Raw genomic sequence first — 25,447 nt, 5'->3', positions numbered from 1 at the left:
GGCGAGGTGGGCTACTGGTCGTGGCGGTTTGGTGGGGTGAGCTATCTGTGATGGGGCGGATGCTGTGTCAATAGGGTGAATGGACGTTGTAATAGCAACTATACACCGAGTGTATAAAACTCTTGCAATAACTAAACACTGGGTGTATAGTAAGAGTATGAGCGTTCAATATACACTGTTAGGTTTTTTAGCGGAAGAGTCAAATTACGGCTATGAGTTGAAGAAAAAATATGACGGCTATTTTGGTAAAGATAAGCCAATTTTAACTGGTCAGATATATTCAACCCTGGCGCGGCTCAAACGCGACAACAAGGTTAAAGAAATTACTGATACTAGCGAATCAGGCGGACCAGACAGAGTTCGATATGAGATTACCGATGAGGGCAAGCGGGATTTGCAAGCGTGGCTGGAATCACCAGAGGCGCCGTCACCGCAGCTGCAAGCGACGATGTATATCAAAGCGGTGCTGGCGATTCTGAAGGACGGCGATGCGTCACCATATCTGGATAACCAACGGCAGGCGCACATCCAGCGAATGCGCGAGCTGACAGCGCAGCGGCGCGATAGTAGCTTGTCGGATATGCTGCTGATCGACCATGCGCTGTATCATTTGGAGGCGGATTTGCGCTGGATTGAATTAACTATTTCGCGGTTAACGCGGCTAAAGGAGGAAATTTTGCATGATCAAACCAATAATTAGCGCTAAAAATATTAAGAAGTCGTTCGGGCAAACGCATGCGCTGCGCGGCGTCAGCCTGGATGTCGAGGCGGGCGAGGTGCTGGCGATTATGGGTCCGTCAGGTTCTGGTAAGTCGACGCTGCTGCATAGCTTGGCGGCGATTACCAAGGTTGATAGCGGCGAGATTGATTTCGACGGACGGCGGATCGACAAACTGAGCGATGATCAGCGCAGTATTTTACGGCGCACTAGCTTTGGTTTTGTCTTTCAGTTCGGACAGTTGGTGCCAGAGCTGACAGCGCTGGATAATGTGGCGCTGCCGCTGCTACTGAACGGTGTCAAGCGTAAAGAAGCCTATCAGCAGGCGAAAACATGGCTGAATAAGGTTGAGCTGGCGAGTAAAGCTGACAGTATGCTCGGTGAATTATCGGGCGGACAAATGCAGCGCGTGGCGATCGCTCGGGCGATGGTGATTGAGCCAAAAGTGCTGTTCGCTGATGAGCCGACTGGTTCGCTGGACAGTCTGAATTCAGAGAGAGTTATGGAGCTATTCATCAAAACCGCCAAAGAGCACGGCACAACAGTCATCATGGTGACGCACGAACCGACGATTGCTGCTTATGCTGATCGGGAAATTATTGTTCGCGACGGGCAGATTTCTGGTGTTGATATAGCGGTAAATACATCAAGCAAACCCGGTAAAACCAATGCGGGGGCTGTCAAATGAGTGTCAGTTGGATGTTATTAAAAAAGTCTGGTCGCCAGTCATTCGCGCGTCTGGGCTTGACTACGGCGGCGGTGGCACTGGGGATCGTACTGGTGTGCTACTTTACGGCTGGTGTCAACGGTCTAATGGGGCGTGCTAGTGGACTAGCAATTAATACGGCGGCGTATCAGGCAGCCCGCGGTGTAGCCGAACAAAAACCGATTGCTGGTGTCGAGCCGCTGAAAGTTGGCGGTACCCGGCGCGGTGATGCGTCAAAATGGCGCGGTCAATATATCCAGTATTACTCGATGTACGGTACGGCTAAATCGCCGCAGTTTGCCAAACTAAAAACTCCGCGTCCTGGCGAATATTACTTATCAAAAGCGTTGGCTGATGCGGTTGCTGAATACCCAGAGGATAATATCTTGGCGCGTTTTGGTAAAAATACCAAATACCTCGGCGTAATTCCTAGCGAATATACCGCCAGTCCGGATGCGCTGATGATAGTGCGCGGTGCTAGCGCCGAGGAAGTGGCCGAGAGCGATGCTTTTACCAAATCTCAGGGGCAGCCATCATACTTTGCTGACGTTTATCGGACGGACGCTAACGGATTAAAATCGGATGCTAAAATAGACCCGGTTGCCGTCATCGTATTTAGTGTCGGCGGGACAATCTTACTGTTCCCGATTGTTATTTTCGTATCGGTAGCAACACAGCTGGGCGCGGCGCAACGCGAGAAACGTTATGCTGCTTTGCGGCTGATCGGTGCGACTAAGCGGCAGGTGGCACGGATATTGATGCTGGAGTCGCTGTTGGCGTCGGTGGTTGGCGTGATTATCGGGCTAGGCACGTTCTGGCTGTTGCAAGCGCCGCTGCAGGATTTCAAGATGGACGGTATGCGGTTTAATCCTGGCGATTTGGTGTTAACTGGCACGCAATACGCGTTGATTATCGGTCTGACGCTGGGGTTGACGATGTTTGTCAACTGGCGGCGGATGCGCCGGGCGCAGATTTCGCCGCTAGGTGTGTCGCGTTCGGTTGAAAAGGTGAAGAAATTGCGCGCTTGGCGGGCGCTGGTACCGGCACTTGGTATCGCGTTCTTTGCGTGGCTGTCGTCAAAGCCGGGACGGGATTGGCTGGACGCTAACAAAGAATCGGCTATACCGATGCTGTTATTGACTGCAGCACTGCTGCTGGTGATGTTTGGGCTGATTTTGGCTGGCGGCTGGCTGACCAATAAGCTGTCGCTGCTGGCAGCGCGCTGGGCTAATAACGGCTCAATGTTGATTGCCGGTAAGCGTACGGCGGTGCACTCGCGAACGGTTTTCCGCAGTGTTAGCGGCGTGGTGCTGGCGCTGTTTGCGGGTAGCTTTTACTTGACGGCGACCAGCGGTATCGAGGGCTTAAATGCTCAGGCTGTCAAAGATAACGGTTTTTCACAATTAAAGCGCGGCACGGCAATTGTCATCGGTCGGTCGCTGCCTGGCGATATGGCGAAGCAGCTGCAGCAGAAGTCTTACATCACGTCGGTGGCGACGATTTATCCGCGCGAGGACGGCGACGCGATTCGCTGCCAGGATTTGGCGGCGTACACCGAGCACACGTGCCCAAATAACGCCCAGCCTGACCAGTTTGCGCTGTTGAATTTTGACGCGCCAGTGGTAAAAAACGTATCGTTGATTAACAACAAGGTTAATACGAACGGCGTGAAAGAATATTTGGTGACATTGAAGTCAGACAATGACATCGAGAAGCTGCGCACCCTGGTGACAGCGAAAGCTAATCAGTACGATTTGACATACGCGGTGAGCGGTACTGATGCCAAGAAGCCGCATATCAATCCGACGATCCGCGAGTTTGCCGACCTGGCCTATGTTGGTATTGGCGTGACACTGTTCGTGGCGGTGGCGAGCTTGATCGTTTCGACGATTGGCGGGCTGATGGAGCGTCGTCGCTCGCTATACACTTTGCGGCTGGGCGGTATGCGTCTCATTCAACTGAAACGCTTGGTGATGGTTGAGTCGGTGGCGCCACTACTGATTACTTCTCTTCTATCGTGCAGTATTGGTGTTTGGACGGGGGCGGTATTTACGAAAATGTTCTCGACGACGCTGAAGCCGGTGTTAACACCAACCTACTTTGCCATCGTTGGTATCGGCCTGGCGGCAGCTATCATTGGTATTTACTTGATCCTGCCGATGGTTGATAAACTGACGCGGGCAGAGGCTAACCAGACCGAGTAGTGTGCCTCGGTCTGAGGGCTGTCTCATCAAAAGCGTTCCGGTTGATGGCTGGGACGCTTTTTCTTGCGCTGCCATTGAACGAGACTTTCGGACGTTTGCAGTCAAATGCGGCCGTACGACGATGGGGGGATGTTAATCAGGGAAATAGGTAAAAATTAATTATTGTTTTTGGAACTTCACGCGGTCGTTAATTATATTCACTTTTACTGTCTCGCCGTCATGAATTTGCCCGTCGATGAGTTCCAGCGCCAGCGGGTCAAGCACTCGCTTTTGTACCAAGCGCTTCAGCGGGCGGGCGCCAAAGGCCGGGTCATAGCCATCTCGGGCTAGCATGTCGCGAATGCTGTCGTCAAATTCTAGTGTGATGTCGCGGCTGTCTTTGACTTGGCGGGCAACGCGCTTCAGTTGGACATCGACAATTGCTCGCATGACCTCTGGTCGAATGCGGTTGAAGATGACAATGTCATCGATACGGTTGAGGAATTCCGGGCGGAAGTGCTGCCTGAGCACCTCAAGCATTTGGTTATCCAGTGCCGACAAATCGTCGCCAGAAAAATCCATGATTGTCTGCGAGCCGATATTGCTGGTCATGATGATAACCGTGTTGGAAAAATCGACTGTTCGCCCCTGGCCATCGGTCAGGCGGCCGTCGTCGAGCACCTGGAGGAGCACATTAAAGACGTCGGGGTGGGCCTTCTCGATTTCGTCAAACAGTACCACGCTGTAGGGGCGGCGGCGCACCGCTTCGGTGAGTTGCCCGCCTTGGTCGTAGCCGACATAGCCTGGCGGCGAACCAATCAGCCGGGCCACGGCGTGCCGCTCCATATATTCGCTCATATCGATACGGATCATGGCGTGCTCGTCGTCGAATAATTCGCGGCACAGGCTGCGGGCTACCTCTGTTTTGCCCACGCCTGTCGGGCCGAGGAAGAGGAAGGAACCGATTGGTCGATTGGTATCACTGAGGCCAGCACGCGAGCGGCGGATGGCACTGGCTACCGCGGCGATGGCTTTGTCTTGACCAATCACTTGCGTGCTAATATGCTCCTCCAATTTGGCTAGTTTGCTGGATTCGGTCTCAATCAGCCGCTCCACCGGAATGCCCGTCCAGCGCGCCACCACGCCGGCGATGTCATCAGGGGTCACCTCCTCGCGTAGCAAGCGGTCAGCTGGCGGGATGGCAGCCAGTTCTTGGCGGGCGGCGCTCAGCTTTTTCTCCAGTTCTGGCAGGTCGCCGTATTTGATGCGGCTGGCGGTGGCGAGATCCGCGTCGCGCTCGGCGATTTCTAGTTGCGAGCGCAAACTATCCATTTTTTCAGTAGCGGTATTGACGGTCTGGAGAATGTCTTTTTCGTGCTGCCATTTATTGTCAATCACCTCGGCCTGAGTCCGAAGGTCGGCGATTTGCTGCTTGATTTCGTCTGTGCGGGCTTTGGCGTGGTCGGATTTATCTTTTTTCAGCGCGGCTTCTTCAATCTCCAGCTGCAAGCGGCGGTTATTCAGCCGATCGAGAGCAATCGGCACACTCTCCAGCTGCATCTTCAAAGCGCTGGTAGCTTCATCCAGGAGATCAACGGCCTTGTCAGGCAAAAAGCGATCAGGCAGATAACGGGTGGACAGCCGCGCCGCCGCCACGATGGCGTCGTCAGAAATTTTGACGCCGTGATGAACTTCGTACTTTTCCTTCAAACCGCGCAAAATCGCCACGGTATCGTCAAAACTCGGCTCGCCGACGTAAACTGGCTGAAAGCGCCGTTCCAGGGCTGCGTCTTTTTCGACATGCTGGCGATATTCCGCTAACGTCGTCGCGCCAATCATATGTAATTTACCGCGCGCTAGGGCGGGTTTGAGCATATTACCGGCGTCCATGCTGCCTTCGGTTTTGCCGGCACCGACCATGGTGTGAATTTCGTCAACGAACAAAATAATTTCGCCGGCGGCCTCTTCAACTTCTTTCAAAATTGCTTTGAGACGCTCTTCAAACTGGCCGCGAAAGCTCGCTCCAGCCAGTAAGCTAGAAATTTCCAAGGAAATCAGCCGCTTGTCTTTGATTGACGCTGGTACATCGCCTTTGACAATGCGCTGCGCCAGAGCCTCGACGATGGCGGTTTTACCGACGCCCGGCTCGCCGATGAGGACTGGATTATTTTTAGTGCGCCGGCTGAGGATTTGCATGGTGCGGCGAATTTCCTCATCGCGTCCGATGACTGGGTCGAGTTTATTTTCTCTGGCCAGCGCCGTGATATCGGTGCCGAATTTCTCCAGCGGCTGCTGTAATTCTTCTTGCATATTTGGTGGCATAGGTCCTCCTTTGATTTTTGGGCTTTTCTAAGTCCGTATTTATGTACGCCGCGGCGAGAGACAGAGCGGGGATAATTGATACGATTATCATAGCAAATTGGCACTCTCAGTGCAAGAGTGCTAGCCCAGACTACTGCTTGATAAACACACGTCTTATACGAGCAGCGCGGCGACGGCGACATTTCGCGTCTGATATAATAATGTTAGAATCATAGCGAAAGGGGTACTTCATGAACATTCTCGTTACTGGCGGTGCTGGGTATATCGGTAGCCACACCATCATTGAACTGCTGGCGTCGGGTCACGGCGTGGTGGTGGTTGATAATTTATCAAATTCATCTGCCGAGAGTTTGCGCCGAGTTGAGGAAATTACCGGCCAAGCGGTGCCGTTTTATGAGTTTGATCTGCGTGATCGGGCGCGGCTGGCGGAGTTATTTAAGTCTGAGGCAATTGACGCGGCAATTCATTTTGCGGGTCTGAAAGCCGTCGGCGAGTCGGTGGAAAAGGCGCTGCTCTATTATCAGAACAATTTGGAGAGCACCTTGACGCTGCTGGATGTCATGCAGGAATTTGACGTGAAAAAGCTGGTCTTTTCTAGCTCGGCAACAGTGTACGGCGACCCGGCGCGGCTGCCGATTACCGAGGATATGCCGCTGTCGGCGACTAATCCGTACGGCCAAACCAAGCTGATGATTGAACAAATTCTGCGCGATGTGGCGGCGACCAAGCAGGGTTGGCAGTTTACCTCGCTGCGCTATTTCAATCCCGTTGGTGCCCATCCGAGCGGCCGCATTGGCGAAGATCCGTCGGGCATCCCGAATAACTTGCTGCCGTTCGTATCGCAGGTGGCAGTCGGCAAGCGCGATCACTTAAGCGTGTTTGGCGACGATTATGACACGCCGGACGGCACGGGCGTGCGCGATTATATTCACGTGGTTGATTTGGCGCGGGCGCATGTGGCGGCGCTGGAACATTTGGGTGAGCCAGATGAGTATAAAGTGTATAACATCGGTACTGGTCGTGGTACGTCAGTGTTGGAATTAGTAAAAGCGTTTGAAACAGCGTCGGGCCGGGATATTCCATACCAAATCACGCCGCGCCGGCCGGGCGACATCGCCGCGTGTTATGCTGACCCGGGATTGGCAGAGACAGAGCTGGGCTGGCGAGCGGAATTGACGATTGAAGACGCCTGCCGTGACGCCTGGAACTGGCAGAGTAATAACCCGGATGGCTACGACGCATAAGGTGCTTTGTGCATAGCTAAATCCGATGGGGTGACTCGTCGGACCTTTGTGGGCAAGACGTGTTTATTTATGAACCACTCAAGATCCGCCGCTCATAGTAGGTTGAGCGTTTGGCGAGCTCAGCATTGAGCTGGTCGATGCCGCCAAATTGTTCGACCAGTGTCTGGCGATTTGAGAACAAATTAGTACCCAGCCCCATACGGTCACCATCTACCGTCACGCCCAGTGCCGCCAGGGTCGATGGATACATGTCAAAGGCAGCAAATTGGCGGTTAGTGGCGCGAGTTGGCTGGACGGCGGGGTTGATGAAGGTGTTATAGACAGTTCGTTGGTAGGGAGTACCGGCAATCTTCTCTTCGTAATATGGCGTCTGCATGCCGAGGTGGTCGCCGCTAATGATGATGGTGGTGTTGGCGTAAAATGGCTGTTGCTTGGCCCACTCGACGAAGGACGCGATTTGTTTGGAGGCGCAGGAATGAACATTGTCGTATTTTGCTGCAAATTGCTCCTTGCAAACATCTTTATCCATCCAGCCATCAGTGAAGTGCGTATCAACGGTCAGCATTTGCAGATTAAATGGCTTGTCGGACTTACTAAGGCGGGTGGCCTCGTCGCGGGCAAATTGAAAAAGCTTTTTATCTTCGTAGCCCCACCACACCTCGTAGTTTTGTGGGATTAAACCATGCTTTCGGGCATAGGTGAGGTCAATGATGTGGTAATCACCGTGTTGCTCCAGTAGTTTATCGCGCCCGCCGAAGGCTTTGTTTGAGCCCATGAGGAATGATTGGTTGTAGCCGGCTTTTTCAAGCACCTGCCCGAGGGTGTAAGCGCCCGGCAAGAATTTATTAAAATCACCCATGCCGTTGCGGTCGCGGTCACCGAACACCCCGCCGTCTTTGAGCGGCACGCCGGCGGACTGAGCGGTCATGCCGGCGACTGTCCATGTGGTACCGTGTGCAGGCAGGGCGCCGCCAAGGCCTGAGGCTTGGTGTGAGAATGAGGTGTTGGTTAGGGCTAATTTCTCCAACTCCGGGATGACTGATTTATCGCTCATGCCGCCGTTGGCTTTGGAGGCCGGTGTATTTTCCAGCGACTCGACGTAGATATAAATTAAGTTGCGTTTGGTACTAGGAAACGTCAATTTAACGCCGCGCGGATCGACATAATGCTGATCATAGATCTTTGACGACTGGGCGAGGGCGATGACGTAGGCGGGGATGCTGAAACTTTGAACTAACAGCGCTAGGCTGACCATGAATAGGCCGCCTGCGTAATAGGCTTGGTGACGCAAGCGGAGCGGTCGTTTTTTCCAGCGTAGCTTCAAGATGATCGGTAGTAATAAAATGATGAGCAGCCCAATGACGTAGGGGATATTTTCCCAGACGGCTGAGGTAAAGCTGCTAGACTGCCCACCCGCCAGGCCGTTCTTGAAATAAAATAAAATCTCGTCAATTTTGGCGTCACGAAATTGCACAATTTTATAGCGGCTAGCGACAAAGAAAACGGTGCTACATAGTAATAGCAAGACGATGGCCACGCGAATGATAATGCGGTTGTTGGCGCCGCGGCCAGACGGAGAGGTGCTCATAATAATATTATACAACTTTTGGCTGGGTACGTGGGCTGGTTTGGGGGCTTATCATTTCTTCTCAAAGCGCGTATACTAAATAAGCATGAACAGAACGAAAACGCGACGCCGTGGGTTTGGCATTAGTTGGGGGATAGGCCTGGGGCTGTTTGTGGCGTTGATTGGCTTTATGGCGTTTGATATTTTGCAGCGCGAAGGTGGATTTGGTAAAAGTAATGATGTGTTGGTGATGGGCACCAACGCTGGATTCAAGCCGTTTGAGTACAAACAAGGCAATGAAGTTGTTGGCTTTGATGTTGATTTGGCAAAGGAAATTGCCCGCAGCGTGAATAAAGAGCTAAAGATTGAAGACATGGCGTTTGACGGATTGCTGCCAGCGCTGGAATCAGGGCAAATTGACATGGCGGTGGCTGGCATGTCGGTGACGCCAGAGCGTGCCAAAAATGCGTTATTTTCTGAGCCGTATTATTCAGCCTCGCAGCGGATCATTGTCAAAAAAGGCAGTCCAATTCGTAATAGACATCAACTGACGGGCAAGAAAATTGGTGTGCAGCTGGGCACGACAGGCGATACGCTGGCTGGAAAAATTACTGGCGCCAAAGTGTCACAATTCCCAACCGCGCCAAGTGTGTTGACAGAGCTCAATGCTGGCGGCGTCGAGGCGGTTATTTTGGATGATGCGCCCGCGGCTCAATACACGACTGGCTTTCCAGACCTAGAAATTTTGCCGGGTGAGTTGTCGAGCGAGCACTATGCGATTGCCATCAAAAACAATAATCACGACTTGCTAAAAAAAGTTAACCGAGTGCTGGCGGAGATGAAAAAGGACGGCCGGTACGACAATCTTATCCGCAAGCATTTTGGCGTCGCAGCGCTTGAGTCGATGAAGAAAAAGGAGCTTGAACCATGAATTTCCTGGAAGTGATCTTTGGCGACGGTCGGTGGCTATATTTGTGGCACGGTCTAGAGGTAACCTTGGTATTGACTGTTTTATCGCTGCTACTCGGTACGGCCATCGGTGTCATTATCGCTCTTTTGCGAACCTCGGACGTGCGGCCATTCAAGCTGTTGGGGCGCTTCTCGTGGGCCAAAGGACTGAGCCGCTGGAATCCGCTGGCGTGGATTGGGAAAGTGTATGTCGACATCATTCGAGGTACGCCGCTGCTGGTTCAGCTGTTGATTATGTACTACGTCGTTTTTGGCTCATATCAATTCATGCCGAAGATTTTTGTGGCAGCAATTGCCTTTGGTATCAATAGCGGTGCGTACATTGGCGAGATTATCCGCGGCGGTATCGAAAGTGTCGACAAGGGGCAAATGGAAGCGGCTCGTTCACTGGGATTCAGCCGCTGGCAGGCCATGCGTTTGGTGATTTTGCCACAAGCGCTCAAAAATTCGTTGCCGGCGCTGATCAGCGAATTCATCGCTCTGTTGAAAGAAACCTCAGTGGTCGGCTGGATTGGGCTGAATGATATCATGCGCGGTGCTGATAATATTCGTTTTCAAACCGCCACGGCGTTTCAGTCATTGTTTGCCGCAGCGGTGATGTATTTGGCGTTGACTGCGATATTTACCCGCGTGATGACCCGAGTAGAGAGGAGATTGAAAGATGGCAGTGAATAAGCTAAAGGAAGTGGTGCGGCCGAGCACTGAGCGCCCAGCGATCATCACGGTAGCTAACCTCAAAAAGCAGTTTGGCAGTAACCGCGTGCTCAGGGATATTGATGTTGAAATTCATGAAGGCGAAGTGGTCGTGGTTGTTGGTTCAAGTGGTTCTGGTAAGTCAACCTTTTTGCGCTGCTTGAATTTGCTAGAGACGCCGACGGGCGGGCGCATTGTCATCGACGGTGTGGAAACGACAGCGCCAAAAGTCGACCTGAACGCCCTGCGCCAAAAAGTTGGTATGGTGTTTCAATCATTCAATCTGTTCCCGAACTTGAGCGTGCTGGATAATATCAAACTAGCACCGCGGAAATTACGCAAACTGTCTGACCGGGCGGCGACTCGTTTGGCAAAGAAATTGCTGGCGGACGTGGGATTGGCGGACAAAGCCGGGGCTTTTCCTTCGCAGCTCTCAGGCGGGCAAAAGCAGCGCGTGGCTATCGCGAGAGCCCTAGCCATGGAGCCAGACATCATGTTATTTGATGAGCCAACTTCGGCGCTTGATCCAGAGATGATTGGCGAGGTACTGGATGTGATTCGTGAGGTTGCCGCCAAAGGTATGACCATGGTCATCGTCACGCATGAAATGAAGTTTGCGCGCGAAGTGGCTACGCGGATGATTTTCCTGGACAAGGGTGAGATCATTGAAAATGGTCCGCCAGAGCAGGTGATGGATCATCCGGTGACTGAGCGGGCGCGGAAGTTTTTTGGCGTCAAGGGTAACTAACAGGAGGTCCAGATGAAACATGCGAAAACAGCCAAGAACTATACCACATGTATGCTTCTTGTCGCGGTAATTGTTGGCATCATTGCCATCGTTATATGTGGTTGGTATATCTGGTCGCGTTCGCACGTGCCAGCGTCACCGCAGCCATCAGACGCTGCTCGCTTTAAGGCTGCGTATTCTCGCGTGGTGAATGACAATCGCTTCGTCTTTGCTTCGGCTGGTGAGGTTTTGGAGAAATTTGAATCAGGCAGCGGCTTGATTTTCCTTGGCTTTCAGCAGTGTCCGTGGTGTCAGCAGCTGGCGCCACTAGTTGACGATGCCGCCAAAGCCGAAGGGTTGGACAAGATTTACTATCTGGACATTCGCCATGCCCGCGAAACCAATGATGATACCTACAAAAAATTAGTTGAGAAGTTAAAGCCTCATCTTCGCACCGATGAGAACGGACAACCGCGAGTGTATGTTCCTGACGTGACGGCGCTGAAGGACGGCCGTGTCGTTGGTCATTTCCTCCAGGAGACTACCGCTGACGGCGAAAAGGCTACACCTGATACCTATTGGACAAAAGAACGCCGCGCTCGGGCGGTCGAGCAGCTGAGGCAGATGATTCGGGCCATGCGGTAGTATGATATAGCTATTTTCAAAATAATAATTTTATGTTATAACACAAATATGGATACCGAGCGTGGAGCAGCATGTCGCCTTTTGGTTGAGACAACTAGAAGGCCGTTTTTGCCTGACATGTCAGAGCAAGTTGATCATATGTCCAGGGAGTTTTATCCAGAGCTTGATTTAGACAATAAACCATTGCTGTATGTTACACCGAACTTTCCCCCTGTCACTACAGCTGAGCCACACAGAGATTTATCACGTGAAGGCTCGTCTCGTAACGGAGCATTTACCGTAGATGTGAAAACAGTTAGTGGCTCCAAGGAAGAGTTTGCTATTAAGCGGCTTCCGCTGACAACTGCCCTTGCCGAGGTCGCCATGACCCAGTATGTTGGTACGCAGGGGCTGGCCCCCTTCTCAGTTCAAGCACTTATGATAACAGGGAAGCCCAGTGGTTCCAAGGACCGTTTGGCATGGATTATGACTCAATTCAATGGAAAAGCGGTCAACTTTGAGGGTCTTGCATGGCGTGAAATGAGCTCAGAGAATATCAAACAGCATTTAATGGATGCTCTTTTGGCATTATCTGCGTTGCATAAAATGCATATTGCTCACAAGGATGCCTTTATGCGTAATCTTGTCCGGCTGTCGGGTTCTGATGGTGATAATTCAGTGACTCGCTATATTGACTTTGAATATGCGAGGAGTTTTCGTGGTTATGTTGAGCAAGTTGATCGCGGTGAGGATATTCTTCGTGCGCAAGGATATATCAATAGATCAGTTCAAGGTGACCTCCGGTCGTTACTTATTGATGCTATATCAGTTTTGGCGAATCAGCTCAACCAGTCTCCAGCCGATAGGTGGAAGCTATTAGAAAAATGTCTGGGCAGTTACCGAGAAGTGGTGTCTGCGAGTGAAAATTCACCCGCACTTAAGGAGGCGGCTGTTCATGCAATAACCACCCTACAGCGCGACTATATGTAGCAAATTATTGGGGTGTTAGCTAAAATGGTACGTTAAGCACGATAGATTATCCGAAAACTGACTATAGTAAAATCTTTGGTAAATAGTCTCGGTGGGATTGTTACAATTCGCTCATCATCTGAACGTCGGTCGACTCATTAACCAGCCAGTTTAGGTCAACCTCCGTTAGGTAACGTGGTAAAATCCGCGTGGTTTTTGGATCGACAAAGCCGCACTCCGCTACTTCCTCGACGCCGTGCGATGTTTGTTCCAGATTGATGTGCTGGTAATCACGCCAGTTGGTGATGGAAAAGAAAAACTCGAGCTGCTCGGTAATGCCGTGTTTAGACGAGGGGTTGGTGTCGGTGAATTGTTGTATAAATAACAACTTACCAATTTCTGGTTTGACTCCTGTTTCTTCAATCATCTCCCGATGCAAACCGTCCAGCAAACTTTCGCCCATCTCCAAACCGCCGCCCGGTACACACCAAAACTCTCGCCCCGCGTCGTTATTGGCGGTCAATTGTTGGCAAAAAAGCTCGCCCTGATCGTTGATAATAATTCCGCGTACATTAACTCGTCGCTGCATATAACCTCCTTTGCTTTTATACTCGCCAGAGGTTCTCGTTAGTGAACATACGCTTTAAATAATTCCCATGGTCGGGGTGACTGGATTTGAACCAGCGACCTCACCGTCCCGAACGGTGCGCGCTACCAAGCTGCGCCACACCCCGACGCTAAAAATAGTATAAGCCGAGCGGGTAATTTTGTCCAATCGGGTTAGTGTTGGGTATTTGAGATGATGAAGTGATGGCAACATTATCGGACGAGGCAAACACAACGAACTACTGAAGCAAGACTGATTCTGCGCTAATTTTTGTAATAGTCAGTTTACTGAGCGATTGCTGAATATTGATTGGGTTTAACTCTCAGGCCTACAAAGGTACAATGTGTAGAGATAAGAGGGTTGTATATGTCAAGAGAATACGTCAATAACCACTATGTACCACAATGGTATCAAAAACGATTTATCCCTCATGGGCAGATTGATAACGAGCTATTTTATCGCAATTTAAAGCCCACGCCATTCATCGATCCACAGGGAGTATCTCGTCCATCACGAGCCGTCAAAAAACAGGGGACTCGTCTCTGTTTTAAGGAGGACGATTTGTACGCGAGATGGTTTAATGGAGTTAAGTATAACGATATTGAACAAATATTTTTTGGAAATATCGATAATTATGGCAGGAAGGCTGTCGACTTCTTTGCTAAATATGATCACCAAAACCCTAACTGGGATGACAACATGTTTAGGGATTTTATGTTGTATGTGAGTACACAAAAATTAAGGACTCCAAAAGGTCTCGGCTGGTTAGCAGAGCAGGTAGGATCAGATGATAAGAACACCGTATTGAGGCATATGATGCAGCTTCGGCAACTTTATGGTTCAATCTGGACGGAGTGTGTTTGGCAAATTGCTAATGCAGATCAATCAGATACTAAATTCATAGTCTCTGATCATCCTGTCACGGTGTATAATCGTTTTCTTGGCCCAAGAAACAGACAGTGCCGTGGTTTTAATGATCCAGATATAACACTTCATGCTAGCCATACTTTGTTTCCGCTCTCTCTTGATGAAGTCCTAATACTAACTAATTTATCTTGGGTGCGTAATCCGTATCAGTCTGGTGTTGGTCGACGACCCAATCCGAATCCTTTACGACCAGCGATATTTAAGTATCTCGATATTCAAACGCATCGATGCCTTAGCGAGCAGGAAGTTCGTGAAATAAACTTTATAATTAAAAGTCGTGCATTTCAGTACATTGCTGCTGGCAAAGAGGAGTGGCTGTACCCTGAAAAGTTTGTATCAAAGTCGGATTGGAATAAATATGGTAATGGCCTTTTGCTCATGCCAGACCCCCGCGGCGTTAGTTATCAATCAGAAACTATCATCGGTTTTAAGGACAACACTTATGATGCTTTTGATGAGTATGGGCGTAAACCATGGGAACAGGGCTACAGTGGGCATAATAAATCTGTGGGGGATGATTTTGCCACTTTTCAACGGTTTAAAGGAGATTTTGCATACTTGTTTGGGCCGAAACGTCGTGGGCGAGCAGCAAGTTTTAGTGGAGACTTGGATAATGAAGAAGATGATGCCAAATATCACAATTCCCATTTGAAATGTGCTAGTAAAAAATATCAGAGAAAAATGAAATCTAAAATAATAAAACCATAATATTCCTAGAATTAATTAAATCACGAGCCCCGCCGCAAAATATCCAACACGCCAAACTTTCCAGTCAGCACGGCTTGGCTAATGATGTACGGCGTGAGGGCGGCGATGAGTTCTTTGGGCTTGGTGTCGCTTGGTAAATCTAACGTCGTGTCCAGCGCGTACACATAAAATTGATAACGGTGCGTGCCAAATGGCGGTTGCGGCCCGCCCCAGCCAGGAAGGCCCCAGCTCGTAACACCTTCGACGGCGCCCGCGGGTAGCGATTCGCCAGTGATTTCAGTGGTTTTGCTCGGTAAATTCCAAGCCGTCCAATGGTAAAATCCATCGCGCCCAGGCGCGTCAGGGTCGTGGCAGACGATTGCCAGACTTTCGGCGTCTGTTGGTGCGTCGCTGATCTCGAGTGGCGGACGTTGATTACCGCCGAGCTTGGAGTAAATTTTTGGTATTTTAGCGTTTTCGGCGAACGCAGAGCTAGCAATTTTCATACTATGATTTTAGCATGAAGAGAATGGTATACTAATAGTAGCAATGATCACCGACCAACTTCTCTCCAAATGCCCCATCATCTCCGATCAAGTTGACGCCAAAGAACTCGGCGTCTTGCTACGAGAATTGGAAAAGGTGCTGCAAAGCGGAGCGGTAGGAAACATCGTCGAGTTTGGCTGTTACGTTGGCACGACTAGTTTGTTCATTCGGCGGCTGCTGGACGCCTATAATTTTACCGGTGAGTTTCATGTTTACGATTCGTTTATGGGCTTGCCAGAAAAAACTCAGCTAGACAGCAGCGCTGCGGGTGAGCAGTTCAAGGCGGGTGAACTGTTGGCGCCGCGTAAAACCTTCATTCAGAATTTCAAAAAAGCAGGACTAAAACTGCCGATCATCCACAAGGGCTGGTTCGCTGATCTTACCGTCGATGACACACCAGAAGGCATCATCTTTGCGTTTTTTGACGGTGATTTTTATGAGTCAATTGCTGATTCGTTTCGCCTGTGCGACGGCAAGTTTCAGAAAAGAGCGACCATCATCGTTGATGACTATGCTAATGAAGCCTTGCCGGGCGCGGTGCGGGCAGTCGATGAGTGGCTGGGGCGCCACCCGGCCCAGGTGACAGTCGAGTCGTCGCTAGCCATCATTCGGCAGTGAGCTAGCCCCTGAATGATACTTGTGTTCTGTTTAGTATATGCTATATTATTAGTATAACCATAAACAAAAAGGGGATGGGGGTATGGATCCATTACATATTACATCAGAAATTGGCCGACTCAAGGCGGTGCTGTTGCATCGTCCGGGCGAAGAATTAGAAAACTTAACACCAGACTACTTGACTGATCTGCTGTTTGACGACATTCCGTATTTGCAGGTCGCCCAAAAGGAGCATGATGCGTTTGCTCAGGTGCTGCGTGATCATGGTGTCGAGGTGTTGTATCTCGATCAGCTGGTGACCGAGGCGCTATATACTGATCAATTACGTGAGCAGTTTGTTGATGAAATGTTGGCAAATTCGAAGCAAGGCTCGCGCCGCGTCACCAGAGTGCTGCGCCAGTTCCTGCTGGACCTACCAACGAACGCGATGGTGCGTAAAATTATGGCCGGTGTGCGCAAGGATGAGATTACGCTGCCGCCAGATCAGCACCAGCAATTGCATAATATGATCGAGAAAAATCACTATCCATTCTATCTCGATCCGATGCCAAATCTGTACTTTACCCGCGACCCGGCTGCAACCATCGGCCATGGTCTGACGATCAACAAGATGCACTGGCCAGCTCGTCGCCGCGAATCGCTGTTCATGCGCTATATCATTGATCATCATCCACGGTTTGCCGGCAAGAATGTGCCGGTGTGGTATGATCGTCACGAAAAGTTCTCAATTGAAGGTGGTGACGAGCTAGTGTTGAGCAGTGAAGTGATGGCCATCGGCGTATCGGAGCGCACCACGGCTGAGGCGATTGAAAAGATGGCGACGAAACTGTTTGCTGGCTCTGGCTTTAAGAAAGTCGTTGCCATGGAGATTCCAAAGTCGCACGCCTTTATGCACCTGGATACGGTGTTTACTATGATTGATCGGGACAAGTTTACCATTCATCCAGAAATCCGCGATCGTGGCGGCAAGATGAATTGTTTCATATTGGAAAAGGTTGAGGGGCAGCCGTTCCCACGCATTACGCATGAGACGGATCTCGAGCATGTCTTGCGAGTGGCCTTGGGTCTGCCGAGCGTTACCCTGATTGAATGTGGCGGCGGCGATCCGATCGCAGCAGCCCGCGAGCAGTGGAACGACGGCTCCAATACCTTGGCGATTGCGCCGGGCGTGGTGGTGACGTATGATCGCAACTACGTCACCAACCAAAAACTGCGCGAGCATGGCGTTGAAGTTATCGAAGTCAGTGGTGCTGAGCTTGGCCGCGGCCGTGGTGGTCCGCGCTGTATGAGCATGCCGCTAGTAAGGGAGGATGTATAAATGGCACAAAGTTTGAAAGGGCGATCATTCCTAACACTGGGTGATTTTACTGCGGGTGACATTCGGTTGCTACTAACGACGGCGAATGAGTATAAGCGGATGAAGTACGCTGGTACGCCGCATCGGATTCATGAGGGCAAGAACATTGCGTTATTGTTTGAGAAGACCTCGACCAGGACGCGCTGTGCCTTTACAGTGGCGGCCAACGACCTCGGTATCGCGCCGGAATATCTCGGTAAAGACGATATTCAGCTTGGCAAGAAAGAGACGGTTGAGGACACCGCCAAGGTGCTGGGCCGGATGTTTGATGGTATTGAGTTTCGCGGTTTTGCGCATAAAACAGTAGAAGATTTGGCGAAGCACGCCGGCGTGCCGGTGTGGAACGGATTGACTGATAAGTTCCATCCAACACAGATTCTAGCCGACTTTATGACTATCGAGGAGCACCTCGGTCGGCTGCACGGTGTCAAGCTGGTGTTTGTCGGCGACGGCCGCAATAATATGGCTAATAGTTTGCTGCTCGGCTCGGCAATCATGGGGCTGGACTTTCGGATTTTAGCGCCGCGTGAATTGTTCCCTGAAGAGGGCCTTGTCCATCACGCGCATGAGCTAGCGCACCAGAACCACGGGCGGATTACTATCACTGATAATTTTGAGGAAGCCTTGCGCGGTGCCGATGTCATTTACACCGATGTTTGGGTGTCGATGGGCGAAGAGGATAAGTTCGCCGAGCGCATCAATCAGCTGCGTCACTTCCAGGTTAATCGTGACATGCTGAACCTCACCGGCAATCCTGAAGTCAAGTTCATGCACTGCTTGCCGGCCTTTCATGATGCGTTGACCACGACCGGCCAGCACATCAGGGACGATTTCGGGCTAGAGGCGATGGAGGTGACGGATGACGTCTTCCGCTCGCCAAATTCGATCGTCTTTGACCAGGCGGAAAATCGTATGCATACCATCAAAGCGGTTATCGCTTTGACGCTGTAGATGTCTAATACAGGAGTAAAGGAGGCTCCGGACATGGTAGAAAAAATGAAAAAAATTAAGAAAAAGCTGCGCTCGCCCTCAGCCTTTACTGTGCTGTTTGTGGTGATTGCCTTGATGGCAGTCCTAACGTGGATTATCCCGTCTGGTGTGTACAACACAAAACCAGATCCAAATGATGCGGAAAAGACAGTGCGCATCGCTGGTACGTATAAACAGACTGATAAAGTCACTACTAAAAAAGCCGATGACGGCACCGAGACAACCACCGACTCCCGCCAAGGTTTGTGGGATGCAGCACTTGCGCCGATCAAGGGCATGAGCGAGAAACTCGACGTCATCGTCTTCGTGTTGATCCTTGGTGGCTTCCTCGGGGTGACGATGAAGACTGGCGCGCTGGATGCGACACTGGGTGCCATGCTGCGCAAGATGAAGGGCAAGGAGAAATGGCTCATCCCAATTCTCATGACGTTCTTCGCTATCGGTGGTACCACCTACGGCATGCAGGAAGAGGCAGTGGCGTTTTACGCGCTGGTGGTGCCGATCATGATGGCGGCTGGCTACAACGCCATGACCGCGGTGATGGTGATCGTGCTCGGTGGTGGCGTCGGTGTGCTTGGCTCGACCTTGAATCCATTTTCGACTGGTATCGCTGCCAAGTCGGCTGACGTGCCACTCGGTAATGTGTTGGGTCTCCAATCAATAATTTTGCTGCTCTGTTTGATTGCGGCTATCGTGTTCACCATGCGATATGCCTCAAAGGTAAAAGCTGGTAAGTATAAAGACGATGTTCGGTATAAGCCAGCCACCACCGCACTTGATATGAGCAACGTGCCAGAATTTACCGGTCCGCGTAAAGCAGTGATGGCGGTCTTTGGCATCACCTTCCTGCTGATGATTATCTCACTGATCCCGTGGGGCAACTGGGGGATCACGCTGTTTGCTGATATCCATAAATGGTTTGCAGGGCTACCGGTCGTTGGTGCTATCTTGGGTCTCGATCATGTTCTGCCGTTTGGTGAGTGGTACTTCAACGAGATCTCGACCCTGTTTCTGTTGTCAACCTTAGTCATCGCAGCGATTTATTATCGCCAATTCAAGAAAGAGGAAATCTTCGTTGTTGACACCTTCCTGAAGGGTACAGCCGATCTACTGAGTGTGGCGCTGATCATCGCAGTAGCAGCTGGTGTTGGCGTGGTGATGCAGAATGGTGCGATCCAAGACACCATCATCAGCTGGGGCGAATCTGCCCTGAAGGGTGCGGGTAGCTTTGTTGGTATTCTCGCCTATATCTTCTACTTGCCGATGAGCTTTATCATTCCGTCATCATCAGGTCTAGCGGCGGCAACTATGCCAGTCATCGCGCCAGTGGCCGACCTAGTCGGCTCCAGCAAGGAGATCATCGTTGTCGCATTTGCCGCGGCATCGGGTCTGTTGAATATGATGGCCCCAACCATTGCTTCATTGATGGGTGGTCTGGCCCTAGCCGGCGTGTCGTACCGTGCATGGTTGAAGCGCTCGATGCCAATCATGGTGGTCTTTGCGATAATTAGCCTCGTAGCTATCACGGTATACGGAGCCATCGCCTAATGAATCAGCAGCGAACTATTGTCGTCGCGCTTGGAGGTAACGCCCTGCAAAAGCAGGGCGAGGCCTCGTCTCAAGCGCAGCAGCGAGTGGCCGACGAAACCATCGCCCAGCTTCTGCCGCTAATTCAAGCTGGCCACCGCGTAGCCATTGTCCACGGCAATGGCCCGCAGGTCGGTAACATCGTCCTACACGAGGAAGCGATTAACACTGAGGCGGTGCCGAGCTTACCGCTGGAGGATTCTGGTGCGATGAGCCAGGGTCTCATTGGTTTTTGGCTGCAGCAAGCGATCCACGATGCGCTGGCGACTCGCGGTGCACATGATAAGTATGCAGTGAGCATCGTTACCCAGACGGTGGTTGATCAGGCTGATCCAGCATTTCAAAATCCAACCAAGCCGATCGGGCCATTCTATTCGGAAGAAGAGGCCAAGAAAGTGCAGGCTGAACGCGGCTATACAGTGCGCGAGGACTCGGGCCGTGGTTGGCGGCGCGTTGTGCCGTCACCGAAGCCTCAGGAAATTGTTGAGGCTCCCGTCATCAAGGCGCTGGTCGATGCCGGCGTGTTGGTAGTCTCGACTGGCGGCGGCGGCATCCCGGTGCTGCGTGACGCATCGGGTCAATTGAGCGGCGTGGCTGCAGTGATCGACAAGGATTTTGGAGCGGCCAAGCTGGCGGACACGCTCGGGGCGGATACATTGCTGATCCTAACCTCGGTTGATGCAGCTAAGGTCAATTTTGGTCAGCCGACGGAGCAGGCGCTTGGCGAAGTATCAGCCGAGGAGCTGCAGCAGCATATTGATGCTGGGCAGTTTGCGGCTGGCTCAATGCTACCGAAAACCCAGGCGGCGTTAAGTTTTGTGGCCGGTGCTTCGGGGCGCACGGCGATCATTACCTCGCTCGAAAAAACCGCTGACGCTATCAACGGTGCCGCTGGTACGCGCATCAAGAGTTAGCTCTCATATAAATAAACACTCAAAACCACCAGTCAGACAGCTCGGCTGGTGGTTTTCGATGATGGCCTCCGCAAGCTTATTGTCATCTAACCGGTACCAAAATATTTCAAATGAGCTATACTGAGTACATGATAGAATACCTGCATTCAACAGGCGAGGCGATCGCACCGATTCAGACATTGCGTAGCGGCAGTTGGCTGCGCTGCGAACGGCCAACCGAAGAGGAAGTGTCCGAGCTGCTAACGCTGGGGATGGACGAGGACATGATTAGTGACGCGCTTGATCCGCACGAGGTACCGCGTATTGAGTTTGATGATGAGTGGACGTACTTGATCGCCCGGCTGCCGGATACGGATGATGATTTTAATGATTTTACCACGCCAATTTTGTTCGGCATTCACAAAGAGTATGTGGTGACATTGTCGCGCGATAGTCTGGGTCGGCTGTGGCAGCCGTTTATCGACAAAACCAGAGTGCGGACATCGCGGCGGATTGAACTGGTGGTGGCGATGATTGAGGCGGTGTCAAGTCAGTACCAGCGGCGGGTGGCGACCATCAATCGTCAGATGCGGGCGGCGACTGACGATATTCACACCTTGCGGGCGCGTGATATCGTCACCTTGACCGAATATGAGCGCAAGTTAAATGATTACCTGGATGCCTTGCTGCCGATGAACTGGGCGATTGAGCGGCTGATCGCCAATCGCAGCTTGCGGCTCAAGGATGACGACAAGGATGACGTCGAAGATATTTCCATCGACCTTGAACAGGTAATTAGCCGTTGTAAATCGCTGCTGCGAACCATCACCAATGTGCGTGATAGCTACCGGGCGGTGATGGATACGCGGTTGAATGAGACGATTCGGCTGCTGACGGTGATCACGGTGGCGCTGACTATTCCGACGATGGTGGCCGGGCTGTATGGCATGAATGTGCCCTTGCCGGCCGCGGAGAGTCCGGTGACCTTTTGGGTGGTTATTGGCGGCAGCGCACTGGCAGCACTGGCGATTGGCTATTATTTTTTGAAGCGGCGCTGAGATCCTTGGGCGGGGATGGCGCTTGTGCTTACCATTGTTTTTAGGTATAATAAAACGACATGGACATCAAGAAACTAATTCACTTTTTTAAGGATAAATTAGCGCAGCTACCGGCTATGCGCGAGCTGCATGATCCTGAGAATTCGCGGTTCGTTGCCTGGTGGAGTGAGGTGATGGCGACTGGTGAGGAAATGGGCGACGCCTATATGCACCGAGTGATGCGGATCGAGTTTCTGCCGGCGATTGTTTCCGAAGGTGGGGATAATTCCGAGGAATTTGCTCAGGCCTATCAACGCGGCATGGACGAGGCGGAGGCCTTGATGCGGGCAACGATTGAAGGCCTGGAAAATCTCCAACGCAAAGCCGAAGCCGCCAAGCGCAGTCCCAAGCATGCTCACGAAGTGGTCTCGCCCTACGTTGCTCTCAGCGACGAGCAGGTCAAGCAAGTCACTCAGGCGATGCGCCTCGACCGGTATGATGGCCAGACGCAGCGGACGGTCAAGCGCCTCCTCGAGGAGCTCAAAAATGGTGGCACAAACAAGGATGCTATCGTTGACGCCGTAACGTGGCTGGCTGAGCAGCGGCCCGATGCATTGGTGGCGTTCCTGCTGGCGGCAAGTCACGCGGCGTAATGCGGCGACTCGGTTAGGCAGCGGCGATCCCGCATCAGACGGGCCAGGCTTATTCTGCTAGTACGCCATATCCCAGCAGCCCATTGTAGCGCTTGTCGTGGTTGGTGAATACGCGGATACGGTTCATTTCATTACCGCCGACGGTGGTCAGAACGCCGTCGTTATTTTTAAGGACGATGTTAGTATGGTCGCCAAACACCGGTGAATTGCGGTAAATTGCCACGTCGCCCGGCCGCGGTTGATAGCCAGAGTCGATGGGCTTGAATCGACCGGCCGCTTCGTAATATTCACGTAAGGTAAACGTTCCCGGGATGCGCCAGCCGCCAGTGTGCGGATTCTTTAGCGGCGCGCCCGCCTGCTGCATGATCCAGCTCACAAAATCGGCGCACCACGCTTCACGGACGCCCTGGCTGAACTTGGTGCCGGCGGATTGTGCTTCGAACTCGGTTTTGGCGAGGCTAATAATTTTTTGCCGAGTCGGATGTAAATTTGTGGTATCAATCTGCGGGAATGTCGCCTCGCCGTGCGATGGATCAATGCTACCGGCGGCTGCTAGCGAATGAAGTTTATGAGTAATTTTTGGCCAATACAGCGCACCGAGACTGATACAAACAGCGATTAATGGTATCAGCACCAGTGCAAATACGTACCGTTTCTTGAGGCGACTACGCGGCTGCGTGATGGAGAGGTGGGGCTTCTTTGGCATATGGTTAGTATAACGGTATCGTGTCGGCTTGGCTAGTCCTCCCGGGTTGCATACCCCACGCAGAGTGTTATAATGACTAACTAAAGATAGGCTGGCAGGGAGTCATTCTATCGCTAAGGTATGCGGTGCTAAAACAGAGCGCGGAAAGGAGTTTATATGGCTCAACCCAAACCAATCATAACAGTTGACCAACTCGTCAAAACGTACGATGACAAGAATGTTGTTGATAACGTATCATTTGAGGTCAAGAAAGACGAGATCTTTGGCATCCTTGGCCCGAATGGCGCCGGCAAGACGACGACGCTAGAGATGCTCGAGGCGCTCCGGCCGATTGATGGCGGCACGGCGACCATTGACGGGATTGATGTTGCTAAGCAGCCGAAGCACATTAAAAACATCATCGGCATCCAGCTACAATCGACAACGTTTTACGACAAGCTGACCTTGCGTGAACAATTGAAAATGTTTGCCAGCCTGTACGGACAAACGGTTGACGCTGACGCTCTGTTAGCCAAGGTGCAGCTAACTGACAAAGCCAAAAGCTACGTCGAGCAGCTTTCGGGCGGGCAAAAGCAGCGCTTCGCCATCGCTTCGACGCTGGTCAACAATCCGACAGTGCTGTTCCTCGATGAGCCGACCACTGGCCTTGACCCGCAGGCGCGCCGCAATCTCTGGGATTTGATCAAAGAGATTCGCGATGAAGGTATCACTATTGTGCTGACCACGCATTATATGGACGAGGCCGAACTGCTGTGCGACCGCTTGGCGATTATGGACAACGGTAAAATCATCACCATTGATACGCCGCATAATCTGATCCAGCAACTACTGGCGCGCGGCTTTAAGAAAAAGCAAGTTGTCGAGCAGGCCAATTTGGAGGATGTATTTATTGACTTAACAGGAAAGGCGATTCGGGATTAGTATGAAAAAATATTGGACTGGTGTATTCGGGCAAGTACGCGCCCAGCAAAAACGCTTTATCCGCGATAAAATGTCGCTGTTCTTTACCTTCCTGTTTCCGCTCATCTTCCTGTTGGTGTTCGGTTCGATTTTTAATAATCAATCGACCAGCTTTGACATCGCGATTATCAATAATTCGCAAACAGAATTTGCTAAAAACTTCGTCAAGGGCGCTAAGGATAATGCCAAAGACTCGATTCTTAAAATTAAAGACGTCAAGGATATGGACGAGGCCCGTGAGAAGATGAAGCGTTCGGAATTGAACGGTATTATTGAGCTGCCGAGAGATTTTGGCGAGGTTAAGGGCGAGGGCAGGGATGCTCGCCCGACTGGCACAATCAACGTACTGTACGCCAAAGGCTCCGAGCAAACTGGTAGTGCTCTGACAGCGGTGATGAACCAGATTGCCAATGAAATAAATAAGCATCTGGGCCAGCCAGAGGCACCGCTCAAGGCTGCGGGCAAAGCGGTCGGTGATGAGCAGCTGAAATCGTTTGACTATACATTTACAGGACTACTCGCCTTTAGTTTGATGAGTATGGGTATCTTTGGTTTAGCGAACCAAATGCCAGCCGAAAAGCAGCGCGGCTCCTATCGTCGTCTGCGTGCGGCGCCGTTTACTTCGGGCCAGCTGATTATTTCTATGGCGATTCACTACACGATTATTTCGCTGCTTAGCCTAACTATGATGGTTGTCGTTGGTATGTTGATGTTCCAGTTTAATATGCGCGGCGATTGGGGGCTCTTTGTCCTTATGGCGGTGCTGGCGGCCTTTATGATGGTAGGTATGGGTCTCATGATCGGTGGCTGGGCAAAGAATGAAAATCAGTCCGCACCGCTGAGCAACTTACTTTCGTTCCCGATGATGTTCTTGTCTGGTGCATTCTTCCCGCTGTACATGTTCCCAGAGTGGTTACGCGGTGCCGCCCAGTTTATCCCGATGACGCCGATTACTGATGGTTTCCGTTTAATCATGACTGAGCATGCCAGTTTTATCGAGGCTCTGCCGCAAATCGGTGCTGTCGCTGCCTGGACTCTCGTTATCTATGTCGCTGCGATTAAGCTGTTTAGGTGGGAATGAAATTTGAGAGTTGGCGGTAGGGTAGCTACCATTCCTGCTCTTATTCTGTTAATCTAGACTTAGTTCTATATGCTGT

At 51.5% G+C, this 25,447-nt stretch carries 24 protein-coding genes and 1 tRNA gene; 19 read left to right on the top strand and 6 right to left on the bottom strand.

Annotated features, from left to right (window positions below):
- The first annotated feature begins 157 nt into the window (after positions 1-157).
- From FBF27_04215 to FBF27_04205, 3 genes are read left to right on the top strand one after another with little or no spacing between them, the layout of a single operon-like run.
- Positions 158-700 carry a PadR family transcriptional regulator gene (locus FBF27_04215; GenBank protein QJU09582.1) on the top strand — a complete coding sequence of 181 codons (543 nt, stop codon included), beginning with the start codon at positions 158-160 and terminating at the stop codon, positions 698-700.
- Entirely contained in the window at positions 681-1,406 is a 726-nt protein-coding gene (locus FBF27_04210) for an ABC transporter ATP-binding protein (GenBank protein QJU09581.1), read from the top strand. Before FBF27_04215 ends, FBF27_04210 begins: the two co-directional genes overlap by 20 nt.
- Positions 1,403-3,628 (top strand): ABC transporter permease, encoded by a 2,226-nt coding sequence (locus FBF27_04205; GenBank protein QJU09580.1) that lies wholly within the window; start codon positions 1,403-1,405, stop codon positions 3,626-3,628. Before FBF27_04210 ends, FBF27_04205 begins: the two co-directional genes overlap by 4 nt.
- Before the next feature lie 159 nt (positions 3,629-3,787).
- Here the strand turns inward: FBF27_04205 and FBF27_04200 are convergent, their stop codons facing one another.
- Positions 3,788-5,929, bottom strand: coding sequence for an AAA family ATPase (locus FBF27_04200; protein QJU09579.1), 2,142 nt, complete (start codon positions 5,927-5,929; stop codon positions 3,788-3,790).
- A gap of 230 nt (positions 5,930-6,159) precedes the next feature.
- Between FBF27_04200 and galE the strand changes: the two genes are divergently transcribed.
- On the top strand, positions 6,160-7,173 hold the full coding sequence (galE, locus tag FBF27_04195; GenBank protein QJU09578.1) for a UDP-glucose 4-epimerase GalE: 1,014 nt from the start codon (positions 6,160-6,162) through the stop codon (positions 7,171-7,173).
- A gap of 67 nt (positions 7,174-7,240) precedes the next feature.
- Here the strand turns inward: galE and FBF27_04190 are convergent, their stop codons facing one another.
- Complete coding sequence (locus FBF27_04190) at positions 7,241-8,761, bottom strand: LTA synthase family protein (protein ID QJU09577.1); 1,521 nt, start codon at positions 8,759-8,761, stop codon at positions 7,241-7,243.
- 85 nt (positions 8,762-8,846) lie between these two features.
- On the opposite strand from FBF27_04190, the gene FBF27_04185 reads away from it, so the two are divergent.
- The 5 genes from FBF27_04185 to FBF27_04165 are packed head-to-tail and all read left to right on the top strand — an operon-like array spanning position 8,847 to position 12,743.
- Positions 8,847-9,671, top strand: coding sequence for a basic amino acid ABC transporter substrate-binding protein (locus tag FBF27_04185; GenBank protein QJU09576.1), 825 nt, complete (start codon positions 8,847-8,849; stop codon positions 9,669-9,671).
- Entirely contained in the window at positions 9,668-10,384 is a 717-nt protein-coding gene (locus tag FBF27_04180; GenBank protein QJU09575.1) for an amino acid ABC transporter permease, read from the top strand. Before FBF27_04185 ends, FBF27_04180 begins: the two co-directional genes overlap by 4 nt.
- Positions 10,385-10,424: 40 nt before the next feature.
- Entirely contained in the window at positions 10,425-11,150 is a 726-nt protein-coding gene (locus tag FBF27_04175; GenBank protein QJU09666.1) for an amino acid ABC transporter ATP-binding protein, read from the top strand.
- Between the two features lie 12 nt (positions 11,151-11,162).
- The gene (locus FBF27_04170; protein ID QJU09574.1) at positions 11,163-11,774 is read left to right on the top strand and encodes a hypothetical protein; all 612 of its coding nucleotides are present in this window, start codon (positions 11,163-11,165) and stop codon (positions 11,772-11,774) included.
- Between the two features lie 48 nt (positions 11,775-11,822).
- A complete protein-coding gene (locus FBF27_04165) occupies positions 11,823-12,743 on the top strand; it encodes a hypothetical protein (protein ID QJU09573.1) in 921 nt (306 codons plus the stop codon).
- A 100-nt stretch (positions 12,744-12,843) separates the two neighbouring features.
- Here the strand turns inward: FBF27_04165 and FBF27_04160 are convergent, their stop codons facing one another.
- Both FBF27_04160 and FBF27_04155 read right to left on the bottom strand, forming a co-directional pair.
- Complete coding sequence (locus tag FBF27_04160) at positions 12,844-13,311, bottom strand: NUDIX domain-containing protein (protein QJU09572.1); 468 nt, start codon at positions 13,309-13,311, stop codon at positions 12,844-12,846.
- A 68-nt stretch (positions 13,312-13,379) separates the two neighbouring features.
- Positions 13,380-13,456, bottom strand: a tRNA-Pro gene (locus FBF27_04155).
- Positions 13,457-13,695: 239 nt separating this feature from the next.
- On the opposite strand from FBF27_04155, the gene FBF27_04150 reads away from it, so the two are divergent.
- On the top strand, positions 13,696-14,964 hold the full coding sequence (locus FBF27_04150) for a DUF4238 domain-containing protein (protein QJU09571.1): 1,269 nt from the start codon (positions 13,696-13,698) through the stop codon (positions 14,962-14,964).
- 20 nt (positions 14,965-14,984) lie between these two features.
- Here the strand turns inward: FBF27_04150 and FBF27_04145 are convergent, their stop codons facing one another.
- Positions 14,985-15,449 (bottom strand): YbhB/YbcL family Raf kinase inhibitor-like protein, encoded by a 465-nt coding sequence (locus FBF27_04145; GenBank protein QJU09570.1) that lies wholly within the window; start codon positions 15,447-15,449, stop codon positions 14,985-14,987.
- Between the two features lie 43 nt (positions 15,450-15,492).
- Here FBF27_04145 and FBF27_04140 point away from each other — a divergent pair, with 43 nt between their 5' ends.
- The 7 genes from FBF27_04140 (at position 15,493) to FBF27_04110 (ending at position 22,624) form a co-directional block, all read left to right on the top strand.
- On the top strand, positions 15,493-16,107 hold the full coding sequence (locus FBF27_04140) for a hypothetical protein (GenBank protein ID QJU09569.1): 615 nt from the start codon (positions 15,493-15,495) through the stop codon (positions 16,105-16,107).
- Positions 16,108-16,189: 82 nt separating this feature from the next.
- Entirely contained in the window at positions 16,190-17,425 is a 1,236-nt protein-coding gene (gene arcA, locus FBF27_04135; protein ID QJU09568.1) for an arginine deiminase, read from the top strand.
- Positions 17,426-18,415, top strand: a complete 990-nt coding sequence (gene argF, locus FBF27_04130; GenBank protein QJU09567.1) for an ornithine carbamoyltransferase — start codon at positions 17,426-17,428, stop codon at positions 18,413-18,415. It begins immediately after the preceding gene.
- Positions 18,416-20,002 (top strand): YfcC family protein, encoded by a 1,587-nt coding sequence (locus FBF27_04125; protein QJU09566.1) that lies wholly within the window; start codon positions 18,416-18,418, stop codon positions 20,000-20,002.
- Entirely contained in the window at positions 20,002-20,955 is a 954-nt protein-coding gene (gene arcC, locus FBF27_04120; protein QJU09565.1) for a carbamate kinase, read from the top strand. The genes FBF27_04125 and arcC overlap by 1 nt, the downstream gene beginning before the upstream one ends.
- Before the next feature lie 110 nt (positions 20,956-21,065).
- Positions 21,066-21,992, top strand: coding sequence for a magnesium transporter CorA family protein (locus FBF27_04115; GenBank protein QJU09564.1), 927 nt, complete (start codon positions 21,066-21,068; stop codon positions 21,990-21,992).
- Between the two features lie 59 nt (positions 21,993-22,051).
- Complete coding sequence (locus FBF27_04110; protein ID QJU09563.1) at positions 22,052-22,624, top strand: hypothetical protein; 573 nt, start codon at positions 22,052-22,054, stop codon at positions 22,622-22,624.
- A 49-nt stretch (positions 22,625-22,673) separates the two neighbouring features.
- Here the strand turns inward: FBF27_04110 and FBF27_04105 are convergent, their stop codons facing one another.
- Positions 22,674-23,330, bottom strand: coding sequence for a CHAP domain-containing protein (locus FBF27_04105; protein ID QJU09562.1), 657 nt, complete (start codon positions 23,328-23,330; stop codon positions 22,674-22,676).
- Between the two features lie 156 nt (positions 23,331-23,486).
- Here FBF27_04105 and FBF27_04100 point away from each other — a divergent pair, with 156 nt between their 5' ends.
- Positions 23,487-24,251 carry an ABC transporter ATP-binding protein gene (locus FBF27_04100; protein QJU09561.1) on the top strand — a complete coding sequence of 255 codons (765 nt, stop codon included), beginning with the start codon at positions 23,487-23,489 and terminating at the stop codon, positions 24,249-24,251.
- A gap of 1 nt (position 24,252) precedes the next feature.
- Complete coding sequence (locus FBF27_04095; protein ID QJU09560.1) at positions 24,253-25,371, top strand: ABC transporter permease; 1,119 nt, start codon at positions 24,253-24,255, stop codon at positions 25,369-25,371.
- Positions 25,372-25,447 lie beyond the last annotated feature (76 nt).

Source organism: Candidatus Saccharibacteria bacterium oral taxon 488 (assembly GCA_013100805.1).
Classification (GTDB): Bacteria; Patescibacteriota; Saccharimonadia; order Saccharimonadales; family Saccharimonadaceae; genus Nanosynbacter.
Note: the sequence above shows the minus strand (reverse complement) of the source record. Positions and strands in the feature narration are given on the sequence as shown.

Excerpts from the sequence above, each read along its gene's own strand:
- FBF27_04215 (QJU09582.1), top strand. The coding sequence starts at position 158 with ATGAGCGTTCAATATACACTGTTAGGTTTTTTAGCGGAAGAGTCAAAT.
- FBF27_04210 (QJU09581.1), top strand. The coding sequence starts at position 681 with ATGATCAAACCAATAATTAGCGCTAAAAATATTAAGAAGTCGTTCGGG.
- FBF27_04205 (QJU09580.1), top strand. The coding sequence starts at position 1,403 with ATGAGTGTCAGTTGGATGTTATTAAAAAAGTCTGGTCGCCAGTCATTC.
- FBF27_04200 (QJU09579.1), bottom strand. The coding sequence starts at position 5,929 with ATGCCACCAAATATGCAAGAAGAATTACAGCAGCCGCTGGAGAAATTC.
- galE (QJU09578.1), top strand. The coding sequence starts at position 6,160 with ATGAACATTCTCGTTACTGGCGGTGCTGGGTATATCGGTAGCCACACC.
- FBF27_04190 (QJU09577.1), bottom strand. The coding sequence starts at position 8,761 with ATGAGCACCTCTCCGTCTGGCCGCGGCGCCAACAACCGCATTATCATT.
- FBF27_04185 (QJU09576.1), top strand. The coding sequence starts at position 8,847 with ATGAACAGAACGAAAACGCGACGCCGTGGGTTTGGCATTAGTTGGGGG.
- FBF27_04180 (QJU09575.1), top strand. The coding sequence starts at position 9,668 with ATGAATTTCCTGGAAGTGATCTTTGGCGACGGTCGGTGGCTATATTTG.
- FBF27_04170 (QJU09574.1), top strand. The coding sequence starts at position 11,163 with ATGAAACATGCGAAAACAGCCAAGAACTATACCACATGTATGCTTCTT.
- FBF27_04165 (QJU09573.1), top strand. The coding sequence starts at position 11,823 with ATGGATACCGAGCGTGGAGCAGCATGTCGCCTTTTGGTTGAGACAACT.
- FBF27_04160 (QJU09572.1), bottom strand. The coding sequence starts at position 13,311 with ATGCAGCGACGAGTTAATGTACGCGGAATTATTATCAACGATCAGGGC.
- FBF27_04150 (QJU09571.1), top strand. The coding sequence starts at position 13,696 with ATGTCAAGAGAATACGTCAATAACCACTATGTACCACAATGGTATCAA.
- FBF27_04145 (QJU09570.1), bottom strand. The coding sequence starts at position 15,449 with ATGAAAATTGCTAGCTCTGCGTTCGCCGAAAACGCTAAAATACCAAAA.
- FBF27_04140 (QJU09569.1), top strand. The coding sequence starts at position 15,493 with ATGATCACCGACCAACTTCTCTCCAAATGCCCCATCATCTCCGATCAA.
- arcA (QJU09568.1), top strand. The coding sequence starts at position 16,190 with ATGGATCCATTACATATTACATCAGAAATTGGCCGACTCAAGGCGGTG.
- argF (QJU09567.1), top strand. The coding sequence starts at position 17,426 with ATGGCACAAAGTTTGAAAGGGCGATCATTCCTAACACTGGGTGATTTT.
- FBF27_04125 (QJU09566.1), top strand. The coding sequence starts at position 18,416 with ATGTCTAATACAGGAGTAAAGGAGGCTCCGGACATGGTAGAAAAAATG.
- arcC (QJU09565.1), top strand. The coding sequence starts at position 20,002 with ATGAATCAGCAGCGAACTATTGTCGTCGCGCTTGGAGGTAACGCCCTG.
- FBF27_04115 (QJU09564.1), top strand. The coding sequence starts at position 21,066 with ATGAGCTATACTGAGTACATGATAGAATACCTGCATTCAACAGGCGAG.
- FBF27_04110 (QJU09563.1), top strand. The coding sequence starts at position 22,052 with ATGGACATCAAGAAACTAATTCACTTTTTTAAGGATAAATTAGCGCAG.
- FBF27_04105 (QJU09562.1), bottom strand. The coding sequence starts at position 23,330 with ATGCCAAAGAAGCCCCACCTCTCCATCACGCAGCCGCGTAGTCGCCTC.
- FBF27_04100 (QJU09561.1), top strand. The coding sequence starts at position 23,487 with ATGGCTCAACCCAAACCAATCATAACAGTTGACCAACTCGTCAAAACG.
- FBF27_04095 (QJU09560.1), top strand. The coding sequence starts at position 24,253 with ATGAAAAAATATTGGACTGGTGTATTCGGGCAAGTACGCGCCCAGCAA.